General features: G+C 67.1%; 20 protein-coding genes. 11 read left to right on the top strand and 9 right to left on the bottom strand.

Annotated features, from left to right (window positions below; all coding sequences use genetic code 11):
* Positions 1-17: 17 nt before the first annotated feature.
* Entirely contained in the window at positions 18-1,715 is a 1,698-nt protein-coding gene (locus tag GGC47_RS11540) for an SUMF1/EgtB/PvdO family nonheme iron enzyme (RefSeq protein WP_429068090.1), read from the top strand.
* 81 nt (positions 1,716-1,796) lie between these two features.
* On the opposite strand, the gene GGC47_RS11535 is transcribed toward GGC47_RS11540, so the two are convergent.
* On the bottom strand, positions 1,797-3,278 hold the full coding sequence (locus tag GGC47_RS11535; protein WP_429068088.1) for a hypothetical protein: 1,482 nt from the start codon (positions 3,276-3,278) through the stop codon (positions 1,797-1,799).
* Between the two features lie 809 nt (positions 3,279-4,087).
* Here GGC47_RS11535 and GGC47_RS11530 point away from each other — a divergent pair.
* The 3 genes from GGC47_RS11530 to GGC47_RS11520 are packed head-to-tail and all read left to right on the top strand — an operon-like array spanning position 4,088 to position 7,409.
* Positions 4,088-5,395: an ATP-grasp domain-containing protein gene (locus tag GGC47_RS11530; RefSeq protein WP_429068085.1), complete on the top strand. Its 1,308-nt coding sequence runs from the start codon at positions 4,088-4,090 to the stop codon at positions 5,393-5,395.
* Positions 5,396-5,397: 2 nt separating this feature from the next.
* On the top strand, positions 5,398-6,597 hold the full coding sequence (locus GGC47_RS11525; RefSeq protein WP_429068082.1) for an NAD(P)-binding domain-containing protein: 1,200 nt from the start codon (positions 5,398-5,400) through the stop codon (positions 6,595-6,597).
* The gene (locus tag GGC47_RS11520) at positions 6,594-7,409 is read left to right on the top strand and encodes a thioesterase domain-containing protein (protein WP_429068079.1); all 816 of its coding nucleotides are present in this window, start codon (positions 6,594-6,596) and stop codon (positions 7,407-7,409) included. The genes GGC47_RS11525 and GGC47_RS11520 overlap by 4 nt, the downstream gene beginning before the upstream one ends.
* Before the next feature lie 191 nt (positions 7,410-7,600).
* Here GGC47_RS11520 and nhaA read toward each other — a convergent pair whose 3' ends face one another.
* Entirely contained in the window at positions 7,601-9,442 is a 1,842-nt protein-coding gene (gene nhaA / locus GGC47_RS11515; protein ID WP_429068077.1) for a Na+/H+ antiporter NhaA, read from the bottom strand.
* Positions 9,443-9,698: 256 nt separating this feature from the next.
* Here nhaA and minC point away from each other — a divergent pair, with 256 nt between their 5' ends.
* The 3 genes from minC to minE are packed head-to-tail and all read left to right on the top strand — an operon-like array spanning position 9,699 to position 11,541.
* Positions 9,699-10,433: a septum site-determining protein MinC gene (gene minC / locus GGC47_RS11510; RefSeq protein ID WP_038363485.1), complete on the top strand. Its 735-nt coding sequence runs from the start codon at positions 9,699-9,701 to the stop codon at positions 10,431-10,433.
* 32 nt (positions 10,434-10,465) lie between these two features.
* Complete coding sequence (gene minD, locus GGC47_RS11505; RefSeq protein WP_038363487.1) at positions 10,466-11,281, top strand: septum site-determining protein MinD; 816 nt, start codon at positions 10,466-10,468, stop codon at positions 11,279-11,281.
* Positions 11,278-11,541, top strand: coding sequence for a cell division topological specificity factor MinE (gene minE, locus GGC47_RS11500; protein ID WP_038363490.1), 264 nt, complete (start codon positions 11,278-11,280; stop codon positions 11,539-11,541). Before minD ends, minE begins: the two co-directional genes overlap by 4 nt.
* A gap of 35 nt (positions 11,542-11,576) precedes the next feature.
* Here the strand turns inward: minE and GGC47_RS11495 are convergent, their stop codons facing one another.
* The 7 genes from GGC47_RS11495 to pgi form a co-directional block, all read right to left on the bottom strand.
* Positions 11,577-12,578: a 4-hydroxyproline epimerase gene (locus tag GGC47_RS11495; RefSeq protein WP_142022141.1), complete on the bottom strand. Its 1,002-nt coding sequence runs from the start codon at positions 12,576-12,578 to the stop codon at positions 11,577-11,579.
* Between the two features lie 12 nt (positions 12,579-12,590).
* Complete coding sequence (locus GGC47_RS11490; RefSeq protein WP_142022140.1) at positions 12,591-13,832, bottom strand: NAD(P)/FAD-dependent oxidoreductase; 1,242 nt, start codon at positions 13,830-13,832, stop codon at positions 12,591-12,593.
* 16 nt (positions 13,833-13,848) lie between these two features.
* On the bottom strand, positions 13,849-14,811 hold the full coding sequence (locus tag GGC47_RS11485; protein ID WP_429068073.1) for a dihydrodipicolinate synthase family protein: 963 nt from the start codon (positions 14,809-14,811) through the stop codon (positions 13,849-13,851).
* Between the two features lie 115 nt (positions 14,812-14,926).
* Entirely contained in the window at positions 14,927-15,634 is a 708-nt protein-coding gene (locus GGC47_RS11480) for a GntR family transcriptional regulator (protein WP_113254575.1), read from the bottom strand.
* A 92-nt stretch (positions 15,635-15,726) separates the two neighbouring features.
* Complete coding sequence (locus GGC47_RS11475; protein ID WP_142022139.1) at positions 15,727-16,752, bottom strand: phosphotransferase family protein; 1,026 nt, start codon at positions 16,750-16,752, stop codon at positions 15,727-15,729.
* Positions 16,749-17,960, bottom strand: coding sequence for an acyl-CoA dehydrogenase family protein (locus tag GGC47_RS11470; RefSeq protein WP_038363498.1), 1,212 nt, complete (start codon positions 17,958-17,960; stop codon positions 16,749-16,751). Before GGC47_RS11470 ends, GGC47_RS11475 begins: the two co-directional genes overlap by 4 nt.
* 41 nt (positions 17,961-18,001) lie before the next feature.
* Positions 18,002-19,642 carry a glucose-6-phosphate isomerase gene (pgi, locus tag GGC47_RS11465; protein WP_142022138.1) on the bottom strand — a complete coding sequence of 547 codons (1,641 nt, stop codon included), beginning with the start codon at positions 19,640-19,642 and terminating at the stop codon, positions 18,002-18,004.
* 235 nt (positions 19,643-19,877) lie between these two features.
* Here pgi and GGC47_RS11460 point away from each other — a divergent pair, with 235 nt between their 5' ends.
* The 4 genes from GGC47_RS11460 (at position 19,878) to GGC47_RS11445 (ending at position 24,208) form a co-directional block, all read left to right on the top strand.
* Positions 19,878-21,959 carry a 3-hydroxyacyl-CoA dehydrogenase NAD-binding domain-containing protein gene (locus GGC47_RS11460; protein ID WP_142022137.1) on the top strand — a complete coding sequence of 694 codons (2,082 nt, stop codon included), beginning with the start codon at positions 19,878-19,880 and terminating at the stop codon, positions 21,957-21,959.
* Positions 21,960-22,127: 168 nt separating this feature from the next.
* Positions 22,128-22,838 (top strand): orotate phosphoribosyltransferase, encoded by a 711-nt coding sequence (locus tag GGC47_RS11455; protein ID WP_038363505.1) that lies wholly within the window; start codon positions 22,128-22,130, stop codon positions 22,836-22,838.
* Between the two features lie 5 nt (positions 22,839-22,843).
* Entirely contained in the window at positions 22,844-23,479 is a 636-nt protein-coding gene (locus tag GGC47_RS11450; RefSeq protein ID WP_142022136.1) for a TIGR00725 family protein, read from the top strand.
* Positions 23,480-23,593: 114 nt separating this feature from the next.
* Positions 23,594-24,208, top strand: a complete 615-nt coding sequence (locus GGC47_RS11445; protein ID WP_112763755.1) for an HAD family hydrolase — start codon at positions 23,594-23,596, stop codon at positions 24,206-24,208.
* Positions 24,209-24,228: the final 20 nt, after the last annotated feature.

Here is a 24,228-nt window from a genome sequence, read left to right as displayed (position 1 = left end):
GGGGCTTTCGTCTGAAGATGGCCTGGTTACGCGTCCTGATCGCCGTCGTGCTGCTGCCGATGCTGGCCGCTTCCGGGCTTGCCCAGCAGCCGAGCGAGGTCGCGCGTGTCGCACTCGTCATCGCCAACGAAGCCTATCCGGAGGCGCCGATGGCGGGCGCCGCCCAGCGGGGTCGCGCCGTCGCGCAGGTGTTGAGCGCCGGCGGCTTCGATGTCGTCTCGGTCGAGAATGCCGACCGCAACGCCTTGCGGCAGGCGATCGCCAGCTTCGCGAGCAAGCTCCGGCGCGGTGCGCAGGCCGTGGTGTTCTATAGCGGCCATGCCATTCAGGAGCGGAACCGCAATTTCTTGCTGTCGGTGCAGAACGGCGCTGAGGGCGCGGTCGATCTCGACGAGATCGTCGATCCGCTGATCGTCGCCCGGCCGGCGAGCGCGCTGATCTTCCTCGATGCCGGCCGCGACAATCCCTGGCAAGGCAAGGCCAAGGGGCTCCTGCCGCTCGAACCGATGGAGGGGATCGCGGTGCTGTTCCCGACGGCGCCGGGCAAGCCGCTGCCGGGCGGTCCCGACCGCGCCGTCGAGGCCTGGCTCAAGGCGATCCGGACGCCGGGGCTGGAGATGGCGCAGGCGCTGAAGCAGGTGCGGGACACGGTTTCGCGCGAAACCCGGCGCAGCCAGCAGGTCTGGCTCTCGGCGGAGCCGCCGAAGGGGCTCGTCGTCACGCCGGTCTTTCAGCCGGTCGCCGTGGCGCTCGGCAGCCGCGCCGTCATCCCGCCGCCGCAGACGCCGGGCGTAACCCAGGATGCGGCCTATGATCTCGCCTTCTGGGAATCGATCCGCAACAGCCGGAACGCGGCGGAGTACCGCGCCTATCTCGATGCCTTTCCGAACGGGCGCTTCGCTTCGCTGGCCCGGGCCCGCGAGCAGGAATATCGCGCCGGCCCGGTTGCACCTGCTGCCACAGCCGTTGCAATCGCCACCCCGCCGGCATCGCCCCAGCCAGCAGGCGCGCCGCAGCGCGACTGCACAGGCTGCCCGGAGCTGGTCGCGATCCCAGCCGGCAGCTTCCAGATGGGCTCGAACGATCTCTACGAATTCGAGAAGCCGGTGCATCCAGTGACCGTCCGCGGCTTCTATCTCGGCGCCCGCGAGGTGACCTTCGAGGAGTGGGATCTCTGCGTCGACCAGGGCGGCTGCAATTACCGGCCGGATGATCGCGGGCTCGGCCGCGGCAAGCGGCCGGTCACCGACATCCACTGGAACGATGCCAATGCCTATCTTACCTGGCTCTCGGCCCGGACCGGCAAGCCTTATCGCCTGCCGACCGAAAGCGAGTGGGAATACGCGGCGCGCGCCGGCACGACGACGACCTACCCTTGGGGCCAGACGCTGGTGAAGGAGCGGGCGAACTGCCTCGGCTGCAACGACCAGAAGCGCGGCAGCGCCACTCCGGCCGGCCAGTTCCCTCCCAACGCGTTCGGCCTCTACGACATGGCCGGCAACGCCGCCGAATGGGTCGCCGATTGCTGGAGCGAGAATTATCGCAGCGCGCCCCGCGATGGCAGCGCCTATACGGTCGCGAATTGCCGCGAGCGCGTGCTGCGTGGCGGCTCGTTCAACAACGATCCGCGCTATCTGCGCTCGGCCGCGCGCTTCAAATACGAGCCCGATGTGCGCTTCTACACCAACGGCTTCCGCGTCGCGCGTGACCGATAGGCCTGTCCGTTCCACCTCGAATTGCAAGAGCGTCGTGTTCGCGCGGTCATCGACTCCTACGCTCGCATGCGCAGCGGCCTCTTAATCGGCGGCGAGCCTGACCTGCGGACTGAAGACGTTCGTCTTCACCAGCCATCCTTGACGTCGCAGTTCGCGTCTTGCCATCGCGGATGCGTCTGCCGATATCCAGATTTCCTTCCTGATCCGAGAATTGCTGCTGCTCGCCAGTGCGGTACCGAGCTGCGAGAGCTGAGCCGCGTTTTCCGATGTCCAGGCAAGGTCGTCGGCTGTGAACAGAGCCACTCTCCTGTTCGCGCCGACCGAAATGACCGGAATGCGTTCGACGATTTCCACGCCACTGATACCGTCGTTGCCAAAGGGACGTGCCGAGAGATAGGCGAGCGTCTGCAGCGCCGTGAAGGCGTCCACTCTTGTTTCGCTTGACGCGACGAAGGAGGCGAGCGCCTCGAGGCCCGGTGCGCCCGACATGCCGCTCAGGAAACCCACCGTCCGTGTCTTTTCGGTCGGCGTGAGTTTGTCGCTCAGCAGCAATCGTTGGATCGTGTCCTCCGGGATGTTCAGCTTTTCCAAGCGCTCGCGGTTGACCGCCGCCGTTTCATCCGGCGGCATGTCGAGCGTTCCGAGGCCCGAAAAGACGGTACCCGCTCCGCCGGGAACGAAGCCAAGTGCACGGTTGACGCCGAAGGATCCAGCGGCCGAGTAGGATGCGACCTTGTTGAGTTCGCGCGAGAGCGGGATGAAATGAGTGTAGGGATCGACGCGCAATGCCTCGGCCAGACGCCGCTTCTCTTTCGGTCTGTCGACGAACTTCTCAAACAAGTTCTCGTTCTCGCGCTCCGGCCGTCGCTTCTCTGGCTTGCCGAAGGTGGTGACGAATTCGCCAGCGTCGGACAGGGTACGCCGCACCGAACCGACCCGCCGGGAAACGTTGCTGTATGTTCCTTGCGCGCCGCCGATCGGGTCCCTCACCGTATTGACGACACCTCGGATCGGGCTGAGGACGGCTTTGCCGGCGGCGTGCACGAATTCCCCTGACAAAGACTGTTTCTTGAGCGCGTCCAGGGCGACGAGCTCCCGGAGATGATTGCGTGCGAGATCGTCGCCGGTCACCGGGTAGGTGCCGAACTCCGTGGCAAAGACGTAGGTGTTGTATCGTCCGTCGCTTCTGGCGTCGCTTTCTACGGTGTAACCGGGGCCTGTCTGGAGCGTTCCCAGAACAGCGGTTGCAGGCTTGGCTCGCGGTTGTTCGTGCTGGCCCGTCGTCCTGCCGGATGGAAGCGCAGCGGCCGCCGATGTCACCGGGGCATAGTCGAAGACCTGTCCGGGAGCGTTGCTCTGGGCGCAGCCTGCGAGAAGCGTGAGCAGCGCGACCGATCCGACGCTGCCAATCCTGGCACGGGCCGCGACCGCGGATAGGCCAGCGCAATGGAAGCCGCTCGCGAGCTGCGTTGCTTGGGCCGTTTGAAGGAGGCCGCCGGGGCAACTCTTTGCATTGCGCGACCGGCGCACTGAACGTTGGAAAAGTATCGGCGGGACAGTCATTCGACCTCGCAATAAGACACATTTATGCATCTGCACGAGTTCTTGGCCAGATAAGACGCAATAACGCATCTTATCTGCCGATCGCGAATGCTTCGTGCCGCCCCGTCGCTTTCGATGGTTCCATGATTCGCAAGGGTTCGCGTCAATAAAATGGCAGGACGTGTGGACGATGCGGGCCCCTAGCCGGCGCTGTTCGGCGCCCCTCGGGTAGAAGCCGGAGCGCTGCGATTGCCAGCACGACGAGCCCGTGCAGCGCCGAATTTCGATATCGCGCGCAGCCAAGAAGGCTACCGCCCGTCAGACCCGGTTAGGTTGTTTTGTGTTATTTGGTTCTATTTTTCTCAGCTAAGTAGTATTCAGAAAGTTATGTCGATAATTTGATCATAAATGTATATATTACTTAACGATTCATGCGGATAAATGTATTTGTAATATCAAAATCGAGAATCTGGATTTGTATGAGATATTGATATTTATATTGCCTCGGTGATCGCGGGTGCCCTCGGTTATGCCTGTGACTCTACGCCGATGCGGATCCACAAAACGCAACCGGTTGCGCGTTTGAGCGGTTCGAAGATCTCCACTCTCGTCTCCGTGCCATTCCGGGATCGCTGCGTGTTTTCACGCCGCGCGTGCTGCGTCCACGCTCGCGCAATTGCGCCAAGACCTCCCGGACATCCCGACCCCACCAGGATTATTCCGAGAGCGGCGTGCCGTAACGGCATGTTGCCGCGTTTCTAGAGGCAGCTGTCCACTCGCGAAAGCGGTTTGCGACGGCCAGGAGGGCTTGCACTCGATCGAGGCCTGGCATGCAAGAACCCATTCTCAAACGGCCCGCCGTCCTGTTGGGATCGGCGTCCTCGGGAGGAACGATCGCGGCCGTGCGCCACCTCGCCGGCTACGGCATCGGCGCCAATGTCATCGTCGATCACCGCTTCTGCCCGGCCGGATGGTCGCGCCATGTCGGGCGCCGCTATGCGGCGCCGGTCGAAAGCGACAGCATGCGCTATCTCGACCGGCTGCTCGCGATCGGAAAGTCCGACCCTGGTCAGGTGCTGCTGCCGACCTCCGACGAGCTGGTCTGGCTTTACAGTTCAAACGCGCCGCTCCTCGCGCGCTATTTCCGGCTGTACCAGCCGCCGATCGAGACGATCAGGCGCATCCTCGACAAGGCGCTGCTCGAACAGGCCGCAACGAGCGCCGGTGTTGCTGTCCTGCCGAGCTGGGATCCCCAGAACCTGGACGAGCTTGCCGAATGGGCGCCGCACCTTCCTTATCCGGTCCTGATCAAGCCGCGGACCCATGTCCATCGCCTGCGCAACGACAAGGGCGTCGTCGTGCATTCGGCGGAAGAGCTCCTCGCGGAATATCCACGCTTCCTCGCCCGCGAGCGGTACCGCTTCGATGAAACGCCGCGCGAGCCCGGCTCGGTGCGGCCGGTGATCCAGAAGTTCGTCGAGATCGGGCGCGAAGGCGTGGTTTCCATCTCCGGCTTCATCGGGCGGAGCGCGGATGTGTTCGTGACCCGGCGCTCGACCAAGATCCTCCAGCGGTCACGGCCGGTGGGGGTCGGCGTGTGCTACGAGTCGCGCCCGGCCGACCCCGCATTGTCGCAGGCTGTCCATCGCCTGTGCCGCGAGCTCGACTATTTCGGACTGTTCGAGGTCGAGTTCATCCTGCACGACGGCGCCTGGGCGATCATCGATTTCAATCCGCGCCTGTTCAACCAGATCGGCCTCGATCTGCGCCGCGGGCTGCCTCTGCCGCTGCTGGCCTATCTGGACGCGCTCGGCGAAGCCGAAGCCCTTCGAAGCCTCGCGGCCGAGGCGCAAGATGAGAACCCGGCCGAGAAGGTCGTCTTCTGCGACAACTTCACCCTTCATGCGATCCTTCTGGCGCAGACGCTCTGCATGCGGGCGCGCCTCGGGGATCTCGCGCATTGGCGCAGCTGGGCGCGGCAGAACCGCGCGCATATGGTCCATTTCGCCTCCGATCCCAGCGACCCCATGCCGGGCATCGTCCATATTCTGTCCGAGCTCTATCTCGGATTTCGGGCGGCGCCGCGGTTCGTGCGGACCATGCTTCCGTCTTCTCCCCTGGTCGCGCGCGGGCTTTGACGATGAGCAAGCAACTCGTGGCGATCATCGGCGGCGGACCTTACGGGCTCTCGCTTGCGAGCCATCTCGCGGCCCGCAATGTCCCGCACCGGATCTTCGGCCAACCCATGGCCTTCTGGAGCCAGATCGCCCGCGCCGGATCCCGGCGCTACCTTAAATCCTATTGCTTCGGGACGAACATCTCGTCGCCGCAACCGGGCTCGACCTTCGCCGATTACAACGAGCCGCGAGGCCTGGAGACGTTCGAGCCCTGCTCCATCGCGAATTTCGCCGAATACGGCCTTTGGTTCCAGGCACGGCATGTCGATTGGATCGAGCCCGTCGATGTCGCGAATGTCTCCCGGCGGGGACAGGGTTACCTCCTGACGCTCAGCAATGGTGACGCGGTCGAGGCATCGGATGTCATCGTCGCCACGGGGCTGGCGAACTTCGCAAAGATGCCGCACGCCTTGCGAGCGCTGCCCGGCGCCCTCGCCACGCATACTGCCAGGGTCGAGAGCTTCGCCGCTTTCCAGGGTCTCGAGGTCGCCGTCCTCGGCTCCGGCCAGTCCTCCCTCGAAGCGGCCGCGCTGCTCCATGAAGCCGGCGCGTCGCCGCGCTTGCTGATCCGCAAGCCGTCCACTCTTTGGATGACCCGCGGGAGCCGCACACCGACGCTCTGGCAGCGGATCCGCTGGCCGGTCTCGGCGCTGGGCGGCAGTCCGAAAGCATGGGCCCTGACGCAGTTGCCCGGCGCGTTCCATCGGCTGCCGGCCTGCGGGCGCGCGCTCTTCCTCAGGAATTTCCTGCCGCCCGAGGGCGCATGGTGGCTGCGCGAGCGGGTCGAGGCGCTCGTGCCGGTCGAATACGATACCAGCGCGGTCGCGGGGCAGGCGATCGGCAATCGTGTGTCGCTGCGCTTGCGGGGCGCGGACAAGCAGGATCGCGAATTGCTCGTCGACCGGGTGATCGCTGGCACCGGCTACGAGGTGAATGTCGAGCGCATCCCGTTTCTGGCGCCCGAATTGCGCAGCGCCATTGCCCGGCAAGGCTGCGCGCCACGGCTCGATGCATCCTTCCAGTCTTCCGTCCGGGGGCTGCGCTTCGCCGGTCCGGCATCGTCGATGAGCTTCGGCCCGGTGTTCCGCTTCGTCGCCGGGGCCGAGTACACCGCGCGCACGATCGCGGCGGCCTTGTCCCGAACGGCCATGGTCCGCACATGAACGCCGCGGGCCTGCCGCTCATCGTCCTGCCGGGCGCGAGCGGCCACGCGCCGGATTGCTCACCATTCTGCGCCCAGCCGTCGGACCGGGATCGCGTCATCGCGCTGCGCTATCCAGGCTGGCGGAATTCCGTCGATGCCGGCCTCACCGGAGAGGCCCTGGTCGACGCCTTCGCGGCGGAGATCATGGAACGCGTCCCGCAGATGCCGGTCGTGCTGCTCGGCGTCTCGATCGGCGGCCATTTCGCCTATGCGACCGCACTCCGTCTCGAGAGCCTTGGGCGTACCGTCGCGGGTTTGTGCATCATCGATTCCGGGAGCATCACGGCGGCACGATCGGCGCAATGGAAGGCACGCCTCGCCTCCCACGCGGCCGATCTTCTGCGGCGCGGGCGCCCGGGCGCGCTGGTGCTTCACGCCCGACATCTCGCTTGGCGCGGCCTGTTTCGCCTCGCCGGAGATGGATTGCCCGTGCTCGCGCGCGAGCACGCCGCGCCGCTTCATCGGATCGGCACGATCGATCCGGCATTCGCGGAAGAGCTGAGCATGCGGCTCCGGATCCGCATGACCGCGGCATGGATGCGCAACCTCGACGACCGCACCACGTCTCTGCACGCGCCGGCGGCTCTGCTGCGAACTGCAGCGATGGCAGCGAATGACGGTCTTTGGCGCAAGCGTTGCCCCGAGCTTCGCATCATCGATCTTCCCGGCAACCATGAGACGCTGTTCGAGGCCGAGAACGCCGCCGCGTTGCGCGCCGCCTTTCTCGCGGCGACCGCGGAGTGGAACGACGCCGATCACGCACTTCATTGATGCGTCGGAGTTGGAGTATCGCAGTCGTTTATAGAAATATTGGCGTGTATTTCTCTATAATACCGAAATTATACTTAGAATTTACCAGTTGATGATTTCCTTGAGGTCGCTGTGGGCGACGATTCGTGAGAATTATACGCGATAACGCATGGATATAGTTTCGTTATCGTATCCGATGGGCGCGCGGCGATCTATGCCGCCCGGTCCGCGAATCTTCGCGCGGCGGCCGCGAGCAGGCCCGCTCCCAGCAAGGCCGAAGCGATCGAGGCCGCAAAGACCGCGATCTTGGCTGCGGCGAAGTCGCCCGGATCGGCAAAGGCCTGGCCGGCGATGAAGAGCGACATGGTGAAGCCGATGCCGGCGAGCGCGCTTGCTCCGGCGAGCTGGAGCCAGGAATATTCGGCGGGCTTGAGCGCGACGCCGAGGCGGACGGCGAGGGCGGCGGCTCCGAGCATGCCGAGCGGCTTGCCGAGGACCAGCCCAGCCGCGATCGCGAGCACCAGCATCCCGCGTCCCTCGAGGACGTCCGGCGCGATGACGACGCCGGCATTGGCCAGGGCGAAGAGCGGCAGGACGAGATAGCTCGACCGGGCGCCGGCGTGGCGCAGCAGCCGGTCGGCCGGCGATTCCAGACGGTCATGGATCGCGTCGAGCGCGCGCAGGGCGGGGGTCGATGGGCCGTGCCGCAGCACCTCGCCGCCATGGGCCGCTTCGCCCAGCATGATCGAGTTGGCCTGCGCCGTGAGGGCGGCGAGATTGGCCGGCGGCCGGGTCGGGATGAACAGCGCCAGCACGACGCCGGCGAGCGTCGCGTGCAGCCCCCCGGCATGGACGCAGGCCCAGAGCGCGAGGCCGATCAGCGCATAGGGCGCGACGCGATAGACATGCGCGCGGTTGAGGGCGGCAAGCCCGCCGGTCAGGACGAGTGCGGCGATCAGGTAGCCGAGCTGGAGCTTGCCCGAATAGAACAGCGCGACCACGACGATCGCCCCGATGTCGTCGACGATGGCGGCGGCGGTGAGGAAGATGCGCAGCTCGATCGGCACCCGCGAGCCCATCATGACGATGATGGCGATGGCGAAGGCGGTGTCGGTCGCCATCGGCACGCCCCAGCCATGGGACCAGGGCCCGCCTGGCAGGACGAGGATGTACAGCAATGCCGGGACGACCATGCCGCCGATCGCGCCGGCGATGGGGAGTGCGGCGGAACGCCGCCCGGCGAGGTGGCCGACGGTGAACTCGCGCTTGATCTCCAGGCCGACGACCAGGAAGAAGATCGTGAGCAGGCCGTCATTCACCCAGTGCTGGAGCGACATGCCGAAGCGGGCATCGCCGAAAGAGAGCGCCGCCTCGCGATGCCAGAAGGCCTCGAAGCCGTGCCCCAGCGGCGAATTCGTCAGCGCGATGGCGAGGACGGTCGCGAGCAGCAGCAGGATGCCGGCCGAAGGGCCCCAGCTCGCGAAATCGAGCGCGGCGGTGCGGAAGCGATGGCCGAGCGTCCCCAGCATCGCATCGAGGAAGGAACTCTCGTCCCAGGGGCCGTCATAGCGGCGCTCGTTGATGAAGAATGTCGGGGTGAAGCGCACGCCGCTGGCATGGGAGCTCTCGATGTCGGATTCGACGCGGGCGGCGGCCTGCTGCGCCTCCTGCGCGGCTTGATCGGGAGCCTGCTCGGCGAGGCCGAGATCGCGGGCGACCGCCTCGAGATCGTCCTCGGTCAGCACCTGCGAGCGCGTCATCAGCTTGACATGCGCGTCCCAGAACTGCTCGGCGGTCCGGGCGCGTTCGACGAGCTCTGCGGCGCGCAGCGCGATGTCGCTGTCGGTCAGCGGCCGGTGACGGAAGACATAGCGCACGCGTTCGCCGAGCTGGTCGCGGATCTCGGCGATGCGCTCATTGGCGGCCCGGCAATGGGGGCAGGCGTAGCTGCCATATTCGACGAGCGTGATCTGCGCGCGGCCGGGGCCGAGGACGTGATCGGCTGCATCGTCGACCGGGCGGTCCAGACGGTTGGCAATCGCGGCCTGCGACATTCCTGTGATTCCCTTTGTCCGGCGGGGCGTTCGACCAGACACCAGCATCGGCTGTCCGAGGCAAGCGCTTCCCGGCCATGGTAGCCACAGCATCCGGCGCGCGTCAGCCATCGGGGCTCGCAGATGCGCGATACCTGCCGGATCGAGCCGATGCGCGCTGTGGAGAGAATGTGGACTCCCGCTGGCTGCGCCAGGGACGATTTACACTCCGTTAACCATTCCCTCGATACACCGAAGCAACCGAAAATTTACCAAGATGACCGACGTGTTAACTCAACCCCGGCCTATCCGCCTCAAGGGGCGGTCCTATCTCGCGCTGACGCTGACCCCGGAGCAGCCCTTCGAGGACTGGCTGGCTCGGCTCGACGATCTGGCCTCCCGCTCCGCCGGCTTCTTCCTGCGGCGACCCGTGGTGCTCGACGTTTCCGGCCTGGAGATCGACCGCGCTGAGTTGCGGGAGCTCGTCGGCAAGCTCGGCTCACGGCAGGTACGGATCATGGGGATCGAGGGCGCGTCTCCGTCGCTGCTCGGCTCGGACCTGCCGCCTGCCATGGCCGATGGGCGCCCCACCTCGGATTTCGAGGCCCCGGTCGCAGCCGAGAGCCCCAAGGCCGATGCCGTCGCCAGCAGCGAGCCGGTCGCGCCGCAGCTGCCGAAAGCCGTGCCGTCCATTATCGTCACGCAGCCGGTGCGCTCGGGGCAGTCGCTGGTCTTCCTGGAAGGCGACGTGACCGTCATCGGCTCGGTCGCATCGGGAGCGGAGATCGTCGCGGGCGGCTCGGTCCATGTCTACGGCACCCTGCGCGGACGGGCGATGGCGGGCACGATGGGCAACGGCGCGGCACGCATCTTCTGCCGCAAGCTCGAGGCGGAGCTGATCGCCATCGACGGCTACTACAAGACGGCGGAGGACATGGAGCCCGGGCTCCGCGGCAAATCCGTCCAGATCTGGCTCGAGAACGAAGCGTTCAAGGTCGAAGCGCTCGCCTGAGCCGCAGGCATCAACATTCAAAGGAGCGGTCAATGGGCAAGGTCATCGTGGTCACATCGGGCAAGGGCGGCGTCGGTAAGACGACCTCCTCCGCCGCGCTGGGCGCTGCACTCGCACAGGGCGGCGAGAAGGTCGTCGTGATCGATTTCGACGTCGGCCTGCGCAATCTCGACCTCGTCATGGGCGCCGAAAGGCGCGTGGTCTACGACATCGTCAACGTCATCCAGGGCGAGGCCAAGCTGACGCAGGCGCTGATCCGCGACAAACGGGTCGAGACGCTCTATCTGCTGCCGGCCTCGCAGACGCGCGACAAGGACAATCTGACGGCCGAGGGCGTCGCGGCGGTGATCGGCGCGCTGAAGCAGAGCTTCGACTGGGTCATCTGCGACAGCCCGGCCGGCATCGAGCGCGGGGCGACGCTGGCCATGCGCCATGCGGACATCGCCATCGTCGTGACCAATCCGGAAGTCTCATCGGTGCGCGATTCCGACCGCATCATCGGCCTGCTCGACTCCAAGACGCTGAGGGCCGAGAACGGCGAGCGCGTCGAGAAGCACCTGCTGCTCACCCGCTACGACCCCGCCCGCGCCGAGCGCGGCGACATGCTCAAGGTGGATGACGTCCTCGAGATCCTGTCGATCCCGCTGCTGGGCATCATCCCGGAGAGCATGGACGTGCTGCGCGCCTCCAATATCGGCTCGCCCGTCACGCTTGCCGACGACCGCAGCGCCCCGGCTATCGCCTATTTCGAGGCCGTGCGCCGGCTCAAGGGTGAAAGCCTGCCGGTCGCGATCCCCGGCGAGAAGCGAGGCTTCTTCGGCAAGTTCTTCGGAAGGAAAGCGGCATGAATCTGCTCCGTCTTTTCTCCCGCTCGCCATCGGCTCCGGCAGCTCGCGAGCGACTGCAGGTCCTGCTGGCGCATGAGCGCGCCGCCGTCGGCGATTCCGACCTCGTCACCAAGCTGCGGGATGAAATCCTGCGCGCCATCTCGAAGCACATGCAGGTGGATGACGAGAAGGTCACGGTCAGGATGGAGCGCGGCGCCCAGGTCTCGACGCTGGCCGTCGACATCGAGATCCCGTTCGACGCGGGCAAGAAGGCGGCCTGAGGGCCGCCTTTCACACATCGCGCTGTGGGGTCCTTTCAGGCGACGACGAAGCCGTGGGCGAAGGGGTCGCGATCGTCGATGAAGATGGTGTTGTAGCCGGTCATCCGGGCCCAGCCGGCGACGGAGGGGATGATGGCCTCGCGGTTCGCCACCGTCGCCGCCGCCTCGACGCGGCCCTTGAACAGCGATCCGATGATCGATTCGTGCACGAACTCGTCGCCGACCTTGAGCTTCCCCTTGGCGGCGAGCTGCGCCATGCGGGCCGAGGTGCCGGTGCCGCAGGGCGAACGGTCGATCGCCTTCTCGCCGTAGAACACGGCGTTGCGGGCATGGGCTTCCGGCCTGGTCGCCTGGCCGGTCCACAGGATGTGGCGGAGGCCCGTGATCTCGGGGTGTTCCGGGTGGACGAACTCGTATTTGGCGTTGAGCGCGGCGCGCAGCCTCGGTGACCAGCCGACCAACTCGCCGGCGGTGTGGTCGGCGATGTCGCGGAAGTTCTTCTGCGGATCGACGATGGCGTAGAAATTGCCGCCATAGGCGATGTCGACGACGATCTCGCCAAGGCCTTCGACATCCACGGTCAGTCCCTCGGCATGGAGGAAGCCCGGCACATTGGTCAGGCGGACTTCCTCGACGAAGCGGCCCTCCTGGCGATAGCTGATATCGACCTTGCCTGCGGGGGCGTCGATCGAGAGCCTGCCAGGCTCGCGCGGGGTGATCAGCCCGTTCTCGATGCCCATGGTGATCGTGCCGATGGTGCCGTGGCCGCACATCGGCAGGCAGCCCGAGGTTTCGATGAAGAGCACGGCGACGTCGCAATCGGGCCGGGTCGGCGGGTAGAGGATCGAGCCCGACATCATGTCGTGGCCGCGCGGCTCGAACATCAGACCGGTGCGGATCCAGTCGAACTCGCGCATGAAATGGGCGCGCTTCTCGAGCATGTTCGCGCCCTCCAGCAGCGGGCCGCCGCCGGAAACGAGGCGCACCGGATTGCCGCAGGTATGGCCGTCGATGCAGGAGAAGGTATGGCTGGCCATGGGATACGCCTCTCAGAAGCGCTGCGGGGAGAAGGGGGTGATGTCGACGGCGGTTGGCCGGTCTGTCAACAGGTCAGCGACGAGCCGGGCGGTGCCGGCCGATTGCGTCAGGCCGAGATGGCCATGGCCGAAGGCATAGACCACGCGGGCTGAGGCCCGCGCCCGGCCGATCGCCGGCAGGCTGTCCGGCAGCGAGGGGCGGAAGCCCATCCATTGCACACCGCCCTCGGGGTTGAGGCCCGGCAGGAAGGTTCGGGCCTTGGCCAGCATCGCCTCCGAACGGCGGAAATTCGGCGGCAAATCCAATCCGCCGAGCTCGACGGCGCCGCCGACGCGGATGCCGGTCGAAAGCTGGGAGACGACGAAGCCGTGGCCGCCGAAGGTGATCTGCGTGCGCAGGTCGAAGGCGCCGGAGGGCAGGGTGGTGTTGTAGCCGCGCTCGGTTTCGAGCGGGATGCGCTCGCCGAGGCTGCGGGCAATGCGGTGGGAGAAGGCGCCGGCGGCGAGGACGACCTTCGCGGCCTGACGGTGGATACCGTCACGGGCGCGGATTTCGATGCCGTCGCCCTGCGGCGCCAGACCCACGACGTCCAGCCGCTCGATCGTGCCGCCCTTGCGCTGGAAATGCTCGGCCAGAGCGAGCGTGTAGAGCTTGGGATCGGCGATCGAATACCAGCCCGGCGTGAAGGTGCCGTGGCTGAAGCGCGGTGCGAGGCCGGGCTGGATGTCGGCGATGCCGGCGGCATCGAGGTGGCGGAATTCGATACCGTGCGCCTCGCGGGCGCGCCAGCCGGGGAGGGAGGCCTTGAGCTCGGCTTCGCCCTCATAGACCTGGAGATTGCCGTCCTTGCGCAGCATGCCGAGCGTGCCGCTCTCGCGCAGGAAGGCTTCGAGCTCGGCTTTGGACAGGTCCATCAACGCGGTCTGCGCGGTCGTGGAATGCGCGACGCGGGCGGGCGCGCAGGCTCGCCAGAAGCGGAACATCCAGGGTGCGATCCGCAGCGCATAGGCCGGTGGCACCGAGAGCGGCCCGAGCGGGTCGAGCAGCCATTGCGGCGCCTTGCGCAGAATGCCGGGCGAGGCGAGCGGCAGGATGTCGGTGAAGGCGAAGGCGCCGGCATTGCCGGCCGAGGCGCCTGCCGCCGGTCCCTCGCGATCCAGCACGACGACGGAGAGGCCGCGCCCCTGCGCCGCGATCGCGGCGGAGAGGCCGACCACGCCGGCGCCTATGACGATGACATCGGGAGCGGCCATCGGGTGGGCGCTGCCGTCAGGCGGCGTGCTTCCGCGCGGCGCCCGGCTGCTTCGACCAATCCGCATACCAGGCGTCGAAGAGCTTGAGTTGCGTCTCGGCATAGCCGCGCTGGCTGTCGCTCAACGCATCGGTTTCGTTGAAGTGCAGCGCGTATTCCGCATCGCCCTTCAGCACCATCATGTGCTTGAAGAAGAGGACGAGGTCCGGGCCTTCGTCGAAAGAGGAGAGCACGGTCAGCGCCTGCTCCAGCTCCAGCGCGAGCCGGCGCGCCTCGGCATCGCCCTTGGCGGCGGCTTCGGACAGCTTGCAGAGATGGATCACCTCCTTCGGCAGCACATTGCCGATGCCGGTGATCGCGCCGGTGGCGCCGCAGTTCACATAGCCGTGGAAGACGGCGGTATCGACGCCGATCATCAGCGAGACGCCGTCATCGCGGCTGGTGATGTTCTCGGCCGCGTATCGCATGTCGGCCGGGCCGCCGAATTCCTTGAAGCCGACGAGGTTGGGATGCTCGGCGCGGAGCGCAAAGAACAGCTCGGCGCGGGTGGCGAAGCCGTAATAGGGGCTGTTGTAGATCACCGCCGGCAGGTCGGTGGCAGCGGTGAGGATCGCCTTGAAATGAGCCTTCTGGGCGGCGATGACCGAACCGCGCGAGAGCACGCGCGGGATTACCATCAGGCCCTGGGCGCCGACCTTCTGGGCATGGGCGGCATGGGCGACGGCGGAGGCGGTGTTGACCGCGCCCGTGCCGACGATGACCGGGATGCCGGCCTTCACCAGACGCTCGACGCCTTCCATGCGCTGGGCGTCGGTGAGCAGCGGCCAATCACCCATCGAGCCGCAATAGACGACCGCGGACATGCCCGCGGCGATGAGCTCCTTGCCCTTGCGCACCAGCGCGTCGAAATCGGGCGTGCGGTCCGCCTTGCAGGGCGTCATCAGCGCGGGGATCACGCCGGAGAAAATCTTGGCCTTCATCTCGATCTCCTTCTGGCTGCCGGTCGGCGGAGGCTCGCGCCGCGTCGGGGCGCCTGTCCATGCCCCTTCCTAGCATCTTGCATATTATTTGTCGACAAGAATTCCGCCGAGTGTTCTAGAGCGGGATTTCGAGTCGTTTCTCGCCGACCATAAGCTTCTGAATTTGCTCGACGATCTGCTCGGCATGGGCCTTGCCGAGACGCTCCGCCGCTGCCGTGTCGCGCGCGACGATCGCGGCGATCATCGCCTCGTGCTCATCGACGAATTGCTGCGGCAGCCGGTCGTCATAGGATTGGTAGTAGAGCCTGAGGAAGCGGCGGCCCTCGTCGAGGAGGCGGCTGAACAGGCTGTTGAAATAGGGGTTGCGGCCGGCTTCCGCGATCGCGGCATGGAAGGCGGCGTTGGTCGCGATCATCGCCAGCGCATCCTGTGCCGCGACGGCGGCGGCGAACTCGGCCTGCCGGGCGCGGATCGCCTCCAGATCGGCGGGCCGGTGGTTCTGGGCGGCGAGCTGGGTCGTGACCCGATACATCAGCGTCAGCGCGTCGAAGAAGGGCGCCATGTTGAGGAAGTCGAGATTTGCCACCATGGTCGAGCGGTTCGGCAGCGTGTCGATCAATCCTTCGCCGGCCAGCCGCACCAGCGCCTCGCGGATCGGCGTGCGCGACATCTGGAAGCGCTCGGCGAGCTGCACCTCGTCGATCGGGCTGCCCGGCGGCAGGACGAGGTCGAGGATCTCGTCGCGCAGCAGGTCGTAGACGACTTTGACGCCCGAGCCGCGCTTGCGCTCCGGGGCGGGGGCTGGTGTCTTCGTCGCGCTCATCCACAGTCCTCTTGCGGGCCCTCTTGTCGACAAGAGGCATACGGGTGGGATGGCGGCGGATCAATCGGCGCGGCGAGGGCATCGGACCCTGCTCACAGGGTGAGGTCCGCGGCATGCCGGGCAAAGGCGGCGGCGAGGCGCCCGGTTTCGGCTGCGTTGTCGGCGGAAGCGTTGCCGGCCCGGGCGCGCGCCGCGATGCCCTCGAAGATCACGGCCCAGCGGAACAGGGCGAAGGCGAGGTGGAAGGGCTGCAGCGTCTGGCCGTGGCGGGCTTCGGCTGCATAGAGGGAGGTGAAGCCAGCGAGATCGGGCAGGCCGAGCGCTGCGAGATCGAGCCCTTCGATGCCGCCATACTCGTCCGGCCGCGACAGCCAGGCGATGGCGGAATGGGCGAGGTCGGCGAGCGGGTGGCCGAGCGTCGAGAGTTCCCAGTCGAGCAGGGCGACGATGCGCGGTTCGGTCGGATGGAACATGGCATTGCCGATGCGATAGTCGCCATGGACGAGGCTGACGGTCTCGTCGGCCGGGATATGCTCCGGCAGCCAGGCACGGAGCCGGTCGATATGGGCGTCGTCGCGGCTGCGGGACAATTCCCATTGCCGGCCCCAGCGCGCGATCTGGCGGGCGAAGTAATTGCCGGGCTTGCCGTAATCGGCGAGACCCACCGCCGCGACATCGACATTGTGCAGCGCCGCCAGCGTGGTCGCGAGCGAGGCGTACATCGCGCTGCGCTCTGCGGGGGAAAGGCCGGGCAAAGTGCAGTCGTGGAAGACGCGGCCCTCGACCTTCTCCATCAGGTAGAAGGGCGTGCCGAGGATGGTGCGATCGTCGCAATAGAGCAGAGCGGGGGGCACCGGCACATCGGTTTGGGCGAGCGCGCTGATCACGCGATATTCGCGGTCGATGGCGTGAGCTGAAGGCAGAAGATCGCCCGGCGGCTGCTTGCGCAGCACCAGCGCGCGCTCGTCATAGGTGACGAAGAAGGTCGGGTTGGATTGGCCGCCGCTGATCTGTTGCAGCCGCATGGGGCCGGACAGCCCCTCCACGGCACCGCGCAGGAAGCGGTCGAGGATGGCGGCGTCGAAGCCGGGATCTGGCTGTCCGGCGGGAGCGGTCATGCGCCAGCGACCGGCCAACGCCAGAAGGCGTCGCCTTCCTTGTCGAGGAAGCGATTGAGGACCATCTGGTGGACCTCGTCGGCGCCGTCGACCAGCCGTGCCTGGCGGGCGTAGCGGTAGATCCATTCGAGGACGGTGTCCTTGGAATAGCCGCGCGCGCCGTTGATCTGGATCGCCATGTCTGCTGCCTCATGCAACGTGTTGGCGGCCTGAACCTTGGCCATCGAGACCTCCTTGCGCGCCTGCCCGCCACGGTCGAGCTCCCAGGCCGCCTTCATCACCAGGAGGCGGCCGATCTCGATCGCCATGGCGGTGCGGCCGAGCTTGAGCTGGATGCTTTCACGGTCGGCGAGGCGGATGCCGAAGCCCTCGCGCGTCGCGGCATAGGCGCGGGCGATCTCGACGCTGCGCTTGGCGAGGCCGAGCCAGCGCATGCAATGGGTCAGGCGGGCGGGGCCGAGCCGGATCTGCGTGACCTTGAAGCCGTCGCCCTCGCCCATCAGCACATCCTCGGCCGGGACGCGCAGACCGTCGAAGGCGATCTCGCAATGGCCGCCATGCTCTTCGGGCCCCATGATCGGGATGCGGCGGACGATCTCCCAGCCGGGCTGGTCGCGGTGGAAGAGGAAGGCGGTCAGGCCGCGGCGCGGATCGTCGGAGGTGCGGGCGATGACGATCAGATGCGCCGCCTCTTCCGCGCCGGTGATGAACCATTTGCGGCCGTAGAGCTTCCAGGAGCCATCGGCCTGCTTCTCGGCTCGGGTGCGGATCATGGTCGGATCGGAGCCGCCGCCGGGATGCGGCTCAGTCATGGCGAAGGCCGAGCGGACCTCGCCGGCCACGATCGGTGCGAGCCAGCGGCGCTTCTGGTCGGGCGTCGCCACCGCTTCCAGCACCATCATGTTGCCGTCGTCGGGCGCGGCCGAGTTGAACACGACCGGGCCGAAGATCGAGCGGTTCATTTCCTCGTAGCAGACCGCCATGCCGACGCGCCCGACACCGAGCCCACCCGTCTCCGGCTTGAGCTGAAGGCACCAGAGCCCGGCTGCGCGGGCTTTCGCCCGCAGTTCCGCCAGCGCCGGCAAGGCGATGTTCTCATGCGCGTCCCAGCTCGCGGGATCGGCCTCGCGCGGGATGATCTCGCTCTCGACGAAGGCCGCGATCCGCTGCCTCAGATCCTCGAGCTCCGGTGAAATCGTGAAATCCATCGTCGGTCCAGGCTGATGAGGGAGGGAGAGGCGGCAGGCCGCTAGGCGCTCTCGCCAGCCGTGAGATAGGCGGCGAGGCCCGCTGTCGAGGAATCATGCCTGGCGCCGGGCGCCTTGCCCTCGATCACCGGCAGCAACGCCGTCGCCAGCTCCTTGCCGAGTTCGACGCCCCATTGGTCGAAGGCGTTGATGTCCCAGATCGCCGCCTCGACGAAGACGCGGTGCTCGAACAGCGCGACGATCCGGCCGAGCGCGAAGGGATCGAGTTTGCGATAGGCGATGGTCAGCGAGGGACGATTGCCGGGGAAGACCATATGCGGGGCGAGCGCTTCCAGCTTTTCGGGAGCAAGGCCCCGTTTGGCGAGCTGCGCCTTCGTCTCGTCGAGCGTGCGGCCTTTCATCAGGGCTTCGCTCTGGGCGAGACAATTGGCGATCAGCAGGCGCTGATGGTGGGCGAGGTCGGGATGATGGCCCTCGGCCGCGATCAGGAACTCGCAAGGCACGACGTCGGTGCCTTGGTGGATGAGCTGGTAGAAGGCGTGCTGGCCGTTGGTGCCGGGCTCGCCCCAGACCACGGGGCCGGTCGGTCGCTCCACCGGCGTGCCGTCCTTGCGCACGCGCTTGCCGTTCGATTCCATGTCGAGCTGCTGGAGATAGGCGGGCAGCCGGACGAGGTGCTGGTCGTAAGGCAGGATGGCGCGGGAGGGATAGCCGCAGACGTCGCGATGCCACAGGCCGATCAGGCCCATGAGGACAGGCAGGTTCTTGTCGAGCGGCGCGGTGCGGAAATGCTCGTCGACCGCATGGGCCCCGGCCAGGAAGGCGCGGAAGTTCTCCGACCCGATCGCGATCATCACCGGCAGGCCGATCGCCGACCAGACCGAATAGCGGCCGCCGACCCAGTCCCAGAAGCCGAAGACGCGTTCCGGCTGGATGCCGAAGGCGGCGACCTTGTCGAGTGCGGTCGAGACCGCGGCGAAATGGGCGCCGACCGCCGCCTCGCCGAGCGCGCCGGCCAGCCATTTGCGCGCGGTGGCGGCGTTGGTCATGGTCTCGACGGTGGTGAAGGTCTTGGACGCCACGATCACCAGCGTCCGCGCCGGATCGAGCTTCGCGATCGTGTCGGCGATATGGGCGCCGTCGACATTGGAGACGTAGTGCAGGCGCGGGCCGTCATGATAGGGCGCCAGCGCCGCCGTCGCCATCACCGGCCCGAGATCGGAGCCGCCGATGCCGATGTTCACGACATCGGTGAAGCGCCCGCCATCGGCGGCGGCGATGCTGCCGTCGCGCACGCCCTCGGCGAAGGCGAAGAGACGGTCCAGTGTCGCACGCACCTCGGGCATCACGTCGATGCCGTCGACCAGGATCGGGCGGTCCGACAGGTTGCGCAGCGCGACATGCAGCACGGCGCGGTTTTCCGTGGTGTTGATCGCGGTGCCGGCGAACATGGCGTCTCGCTTGGCCTCGACCTCCGCGGTCTGCGCGAGCTTCAGGAGAAGAGCCAAGGCGTCCGGGGTGACCGAGGTCTTGGAATAGTCCAGCAGCAGATCGTCGAGCCGGGCCGAGAAGGCGGCGAAGCGCTCAGCGTCCTCGGCGAAAAAAGCGCGCAGATGGCGTCCTTTCGTCGCGTCGCGGCAGGCCGCCAACGCGCTCCAGATCTCTTCCAACCGCTTCGGCATAGTCGATGCTCCGTTCGTCATGCGCAGGACCATACGACAAGAGCGGCCCGTGCCGACACCTCGACTTGCAACCTTGCCATGCATGGCGGTTTCCGGTCGGCTTCCGCGGCGTGCCCCGCATGCGCCCGGCCGCAAAAAATTCTGCTGACCGGCAACCGAGATCGGTTATTCCTCGGTGTCGTTCGAGGCGGCTGGGCAGCCGGCCGCCACGGATGCCTCAACCGGAGCCGCCGCCTTGAATCCTGTCGCCTTCTCCCGCAACGCGGCGGTTGCCGTCATCACGCTCGACAGTCCTCCGGTGAACGCGCTCGGCGCGGCGGTCCGGGCAGGGCTGGTCGAGGCGATCGGGCGAGCCAATGCGGATGAGGCGGTCAGCGCGATCGTGATCGCGGCGGCGGGCAAGGCCTTCATCGCCGGCGCGGATATCAGCGAGTTCGGCAAGCCGCCGGTGCCGCCGTTCCTGCCCGATGTGCTCGACACGATCGAGCGTTCGCCGAAGCCGGTCGTTGCCGCGATCCAGGGCGTGGCGCTCGGCGGCGGGCTCGAGGTCGCGCTCGCCTGCCATGCTCGGGTCGCCCTGCCGTCAGCGCAGCTCGGCCTGCCCGAAATCAAGCTCGGCCTCATTCCCGGCGCGGGTGGCACGCAGCGCCTGCCGCGGCTGATCGGCGCGGCAAAGGCGTTTCCGATGATGCTCTCGGGTGACCCGACCCCGGCGGGGCGCGGGCTCGAATGGGGGCTGCTCGACGAGGTGGTGTCGAGCGATCTCCTCGCCACGGCGATCCGCGTCGCCGAAGGGCTCGCCGGGGAGGGGCGCCGCCCCGTCACCAGCGCTGCCGTCGACAAGCTCACCGAAGCCGACCGCGCCGCTTTCGAGGTTCAGGCGAAAGACGCGCTGCGCAAGGCGGGCGAGATGCCGAATGTGCCGGCGCTGGTCGAGGCGGTCCGCAACGTCTTCCTGCTGCCGTTCGAGGAGGGATTGGCGGCCGAGCGCAAGCTGTTCCTCGCGCTCGTTGACGACCCGCGCTCGAAGGCTCTGCGCCATGTCTTCTTCGCCGAGCGCGAGATCGCGAAGGTGCCGGGCATCGGGCCCGAGGTGAAGCCGCGCCCCATCGCCAGCGCCGCCGTGATCGGCGCGGGCACGATGGGCGGCGGCATCGCCATGTGCTTCGCCAATGCCGGCATCCCGGTGACGCTGATCGAGACGGCGCAGGCACCGCTCGACAACGGCGTGAACCGCATCGCCGCGATCTACGATATCTCCGTCCAGCGCGGTTCGCTGACGCCGGAGGCGCGGGCGGCGCGGCTGGCGCTGATCAAGCCCGTGGTCGGTCTCGCCGGGGCGGCTGGAGCCGATATCGTGGTCGAGGCGGCTTTCGAGGAGATGGGCGTCAAGCAGCAGATCTTCGGCGAGCTCGACAAGGTGGCCAAGCCCGGCGCGATCCTGGCCAGCAACACCTCCTATCTCGACGTGCCCACCATCGCGGCCGCGACGAAACGCCCGCAGGACGTGCTCGGCATGCATTTCTTCAGCCCGGCCAATGTGATGAAGCTGCTTGAAGTGGTCAGGCCGAAGGGCGTGGCGGACGATGCGATCGCGACTGCCGTCGCGCTCGGGCGCAAGCTCGGCAAGGTGCCTGTCGTCGTCGGAAACGGCTTCGGCTTCGTCGGCAACCGGATGCTGGAGCAGCGCACGCGCGCGGCCGAGCGTTTGCTCGTCGCGGGCGCGTTGCCCTACGAGGTCGACCAGGCGCTGGTCGATTTCGGCTTCAAGATGGGCCCCTTCGCCATGGCCGATCTCGCCGGCAACGATATCGGCTGGCGCTCGCGCAAGGCGCGGGGCCTGAAGGCTCCCGTCGCGGATGCGATCTGCGAGGCCGGCTGGTTCGGGCAGAAGACCGGGCGCGGCTATTATCTCTACCCGCAGAGCGCGCGCGCCGGCCAGCGCTGCCCGGAGGTCGAGGCGCTGATCCAGCGCATCTCGGCCGAGCAGGGCGTGACGCGCCGGGCCTTCTCGCAGGCGGAGATCCTGGCACGGCTGCTCGACCCGATGGTGAACGAGGGCGCGCGTATCCTCGAAGAAGGCATTGCGGCGCGGCCGGGCGACATCGATGTCGTCTGGATCAACGGCTACAACTGGCCGGCCTGGCGCGGCGGGCCGATGTACTGGGCCGACGGCGTCGGGCTCGACGCGATCGCCAAGCGGTTGGAAGCCCAGGCGGCCGAGAGCGGCGACAAGGCGTTGGAGCCGGCACCGCTGCTCAGGCGCCTCGCGGCCGAAGGCAAGGGATTCGCCAGCCTCGATAACGCGGCTGGCTGAAGCCTCCCACTCTGGAATGGCCATGCGCAGCGCTGTCGAAAACCCGCCGGCCGGCTATTGACCCTCCCGTCGCGAAGGAACAGAAGGGGCCGTTTGCGAACTTGACAGGTGCCTCGTCTCACGCCGCGCGCGGCGAACGATGGCGCTCAGACCGGAGAAATCGACGCCATGGCCAATCTGTTCACCGCCGCCGACCGGTCGGTCCTCGCGCGCGAAGCGGCCAAGATGTTCCTCGAAATCAATGCGGTCCATTTCTACAAGGACAAGCCCTTCGTCTTCACCTCCGGCTGGGCAAGCCCGGTCTATACCGACTCGCGCAAGATCATCTCCTATCCGCGCCTGCGCTCGGCGCTGATGGATTTCGCCGCCTCGACCATCGTGCGCGATATCGGCTACGAATCGATCGACAATATCGCCGGTGGCGAGACCGCCGGCATTCCCTTCGCCGCCTGGATCGCTGAACGGCTGATGCTGCCGATGCAGTATGTCCGCAAGAAGCCGAAGGGCTTCGGGCGCAATGCCCAGATCGAGGGCGAGGTCGTGGTCGGCGCGCGCACGCTGCTGGTCGAAGATCTCGCGACGGACGGGCGCAGCAAGGTCAATTTCTGCCAGGCGCTGCGCGATGCCGGCGCCGTCGTCGATCATTGCTTCGTGCTGTTCTACTACGACATCTTCCCGAAGAGCCGCGAGCTCATGGCCGAGATCGGCGTGAACCTGCACTATCTGACGACCTGGTGGGACGTGCTGGCGGTCGCCAAGGAGAGCGGCCATTTCGAGCCGAAGGTGCTGGCCGAGGTCGAGAGCTTCCTGAACGACCCGGCGAGCTGGTCGGCCAGGCATGGCGGCATCTCCGAGTTCGGCCAGGAGAAGTCGGCCTGACGCGGATGGAGCCGGGCAAGCCACTGCGCCTCGATGCCGGCCGCCGCGTTTTGCACGACGGGACCGGGCGCTGCTTCGATCCGGCGGCCCGCATCTGGGGCGCCGGGGCCGGGGTTTCCGACGATGTGGCGATCTCTCCCACCGAGGCCCTGCGCTGGCTGCAGCGGGAGAGCGGCAAGGCCGTGCGTGTCCCCGTCGCGGTGATCGGGACGCGGACGCCGACCGCATCGCAAGATGCCATGGCGGAGCATATGGGCGCCCTGCTCGCCGGGCACGGAGTCACGGTGCTCTGCGGCGGCCGCTCGGGCGTGATGGAGGCGGTCTGCCGCGGCGTCGACGGAGCCGGAGGATTGTCGATCGGTTTGCTGCCTGACGACGAGCCGGAAGCGGCCAATCCTTACGTCACCGTGCCATTGGCGACCGGCATCGGCGTGGCGCGCAATGCGCTGATCGCGCGGGCGGCCTTCTGTCTCGTCGCTATCGGCGGCGGCTACGGCACCCTGTCGGAAATCGCCTTCGCGCTTCAGTTCAAGCGGCCGGTCTTCCTGCTCGATGGGGCGCCGGCGGTCGAAGGCGCGATGCGCTGCGCCGATGCCGAGGAGGCGCTTGCGCAGGTCGCGCGGGTTTTTCTCGCGCTCTGAGGTGAACGGCATATCGCCCGGTTGACGCGGCAGCCGGTGCCGCTCCACCCTCCGGCGCGATGCTTCGTGCCGGGCCTTCTGTTCCCGGCGGGGGCGGATGAGCGGATGGAGATCATGGCTGCAGCTTCCCCGACGGTGGTTTTCGATGTGGGCAACGTGCTGATCCGGTGGGATCCGCGCCTGCTCTACCGGGACCTGATTCCCGATCCGGAGCGGCTCGACTGGTTCATGCAGAATGTCTGCACCGCCGCCTGGAACATCGAGCAGGATCGCGGCCGCTCCTGGGAAGAGGCGGTGGCGTTGCTGGTGGCTGAGCACCCGGAATGGGAGCGCGAGATCAGGGCCTATGACGAGCGCTGGCATGAGACCGTACCCGGCATCATCGAGGACAGCGTCGCGACGCTGAAGGAGCTGAAGGCGCGCGGCGACAAGGTCTACGCCGTCACCAATTTCTCGCGTGAGAAATGGGCGGAGAGCCTGATCCGCTTCCCCTTCCTGCAATCCTTCGACGGGGTCGTGGTCTCGGCGCATGAGCGGCTGATCAAGCCGGACCCGGCGATCTTCCATGTGCTGCTGGAGCGCTACGGCCTCGCTGCCGGTGACTGCATCTTCGTCGACGACAGCGCCAAGAACATCGCCGCCGCCGACGGTGTCGGCATGCGGACGGTGCATTTCGTCGAGCCGATCGATCTGCGCGCAGCGCTGCGGGAGCGCGGATTGGCGCTCTGACCGTCGCGACAAAATTTTCG

Source organism: Allobosea sp. OAE752 (assembly GCF_050433265.1).
Taxonomy (GTDB): Bacteria; Pseudomonadota; Alphaproteobacteria; order Rhizobiales; family Beijerinckiaceae; genus Allobosea; species Allobosea spartocytisi.
The sequence above is the reverse complement of the archived record's forward strand: the minus strand, read 5'-3'. Positions and strand labels throughout refer to the sequence as shown.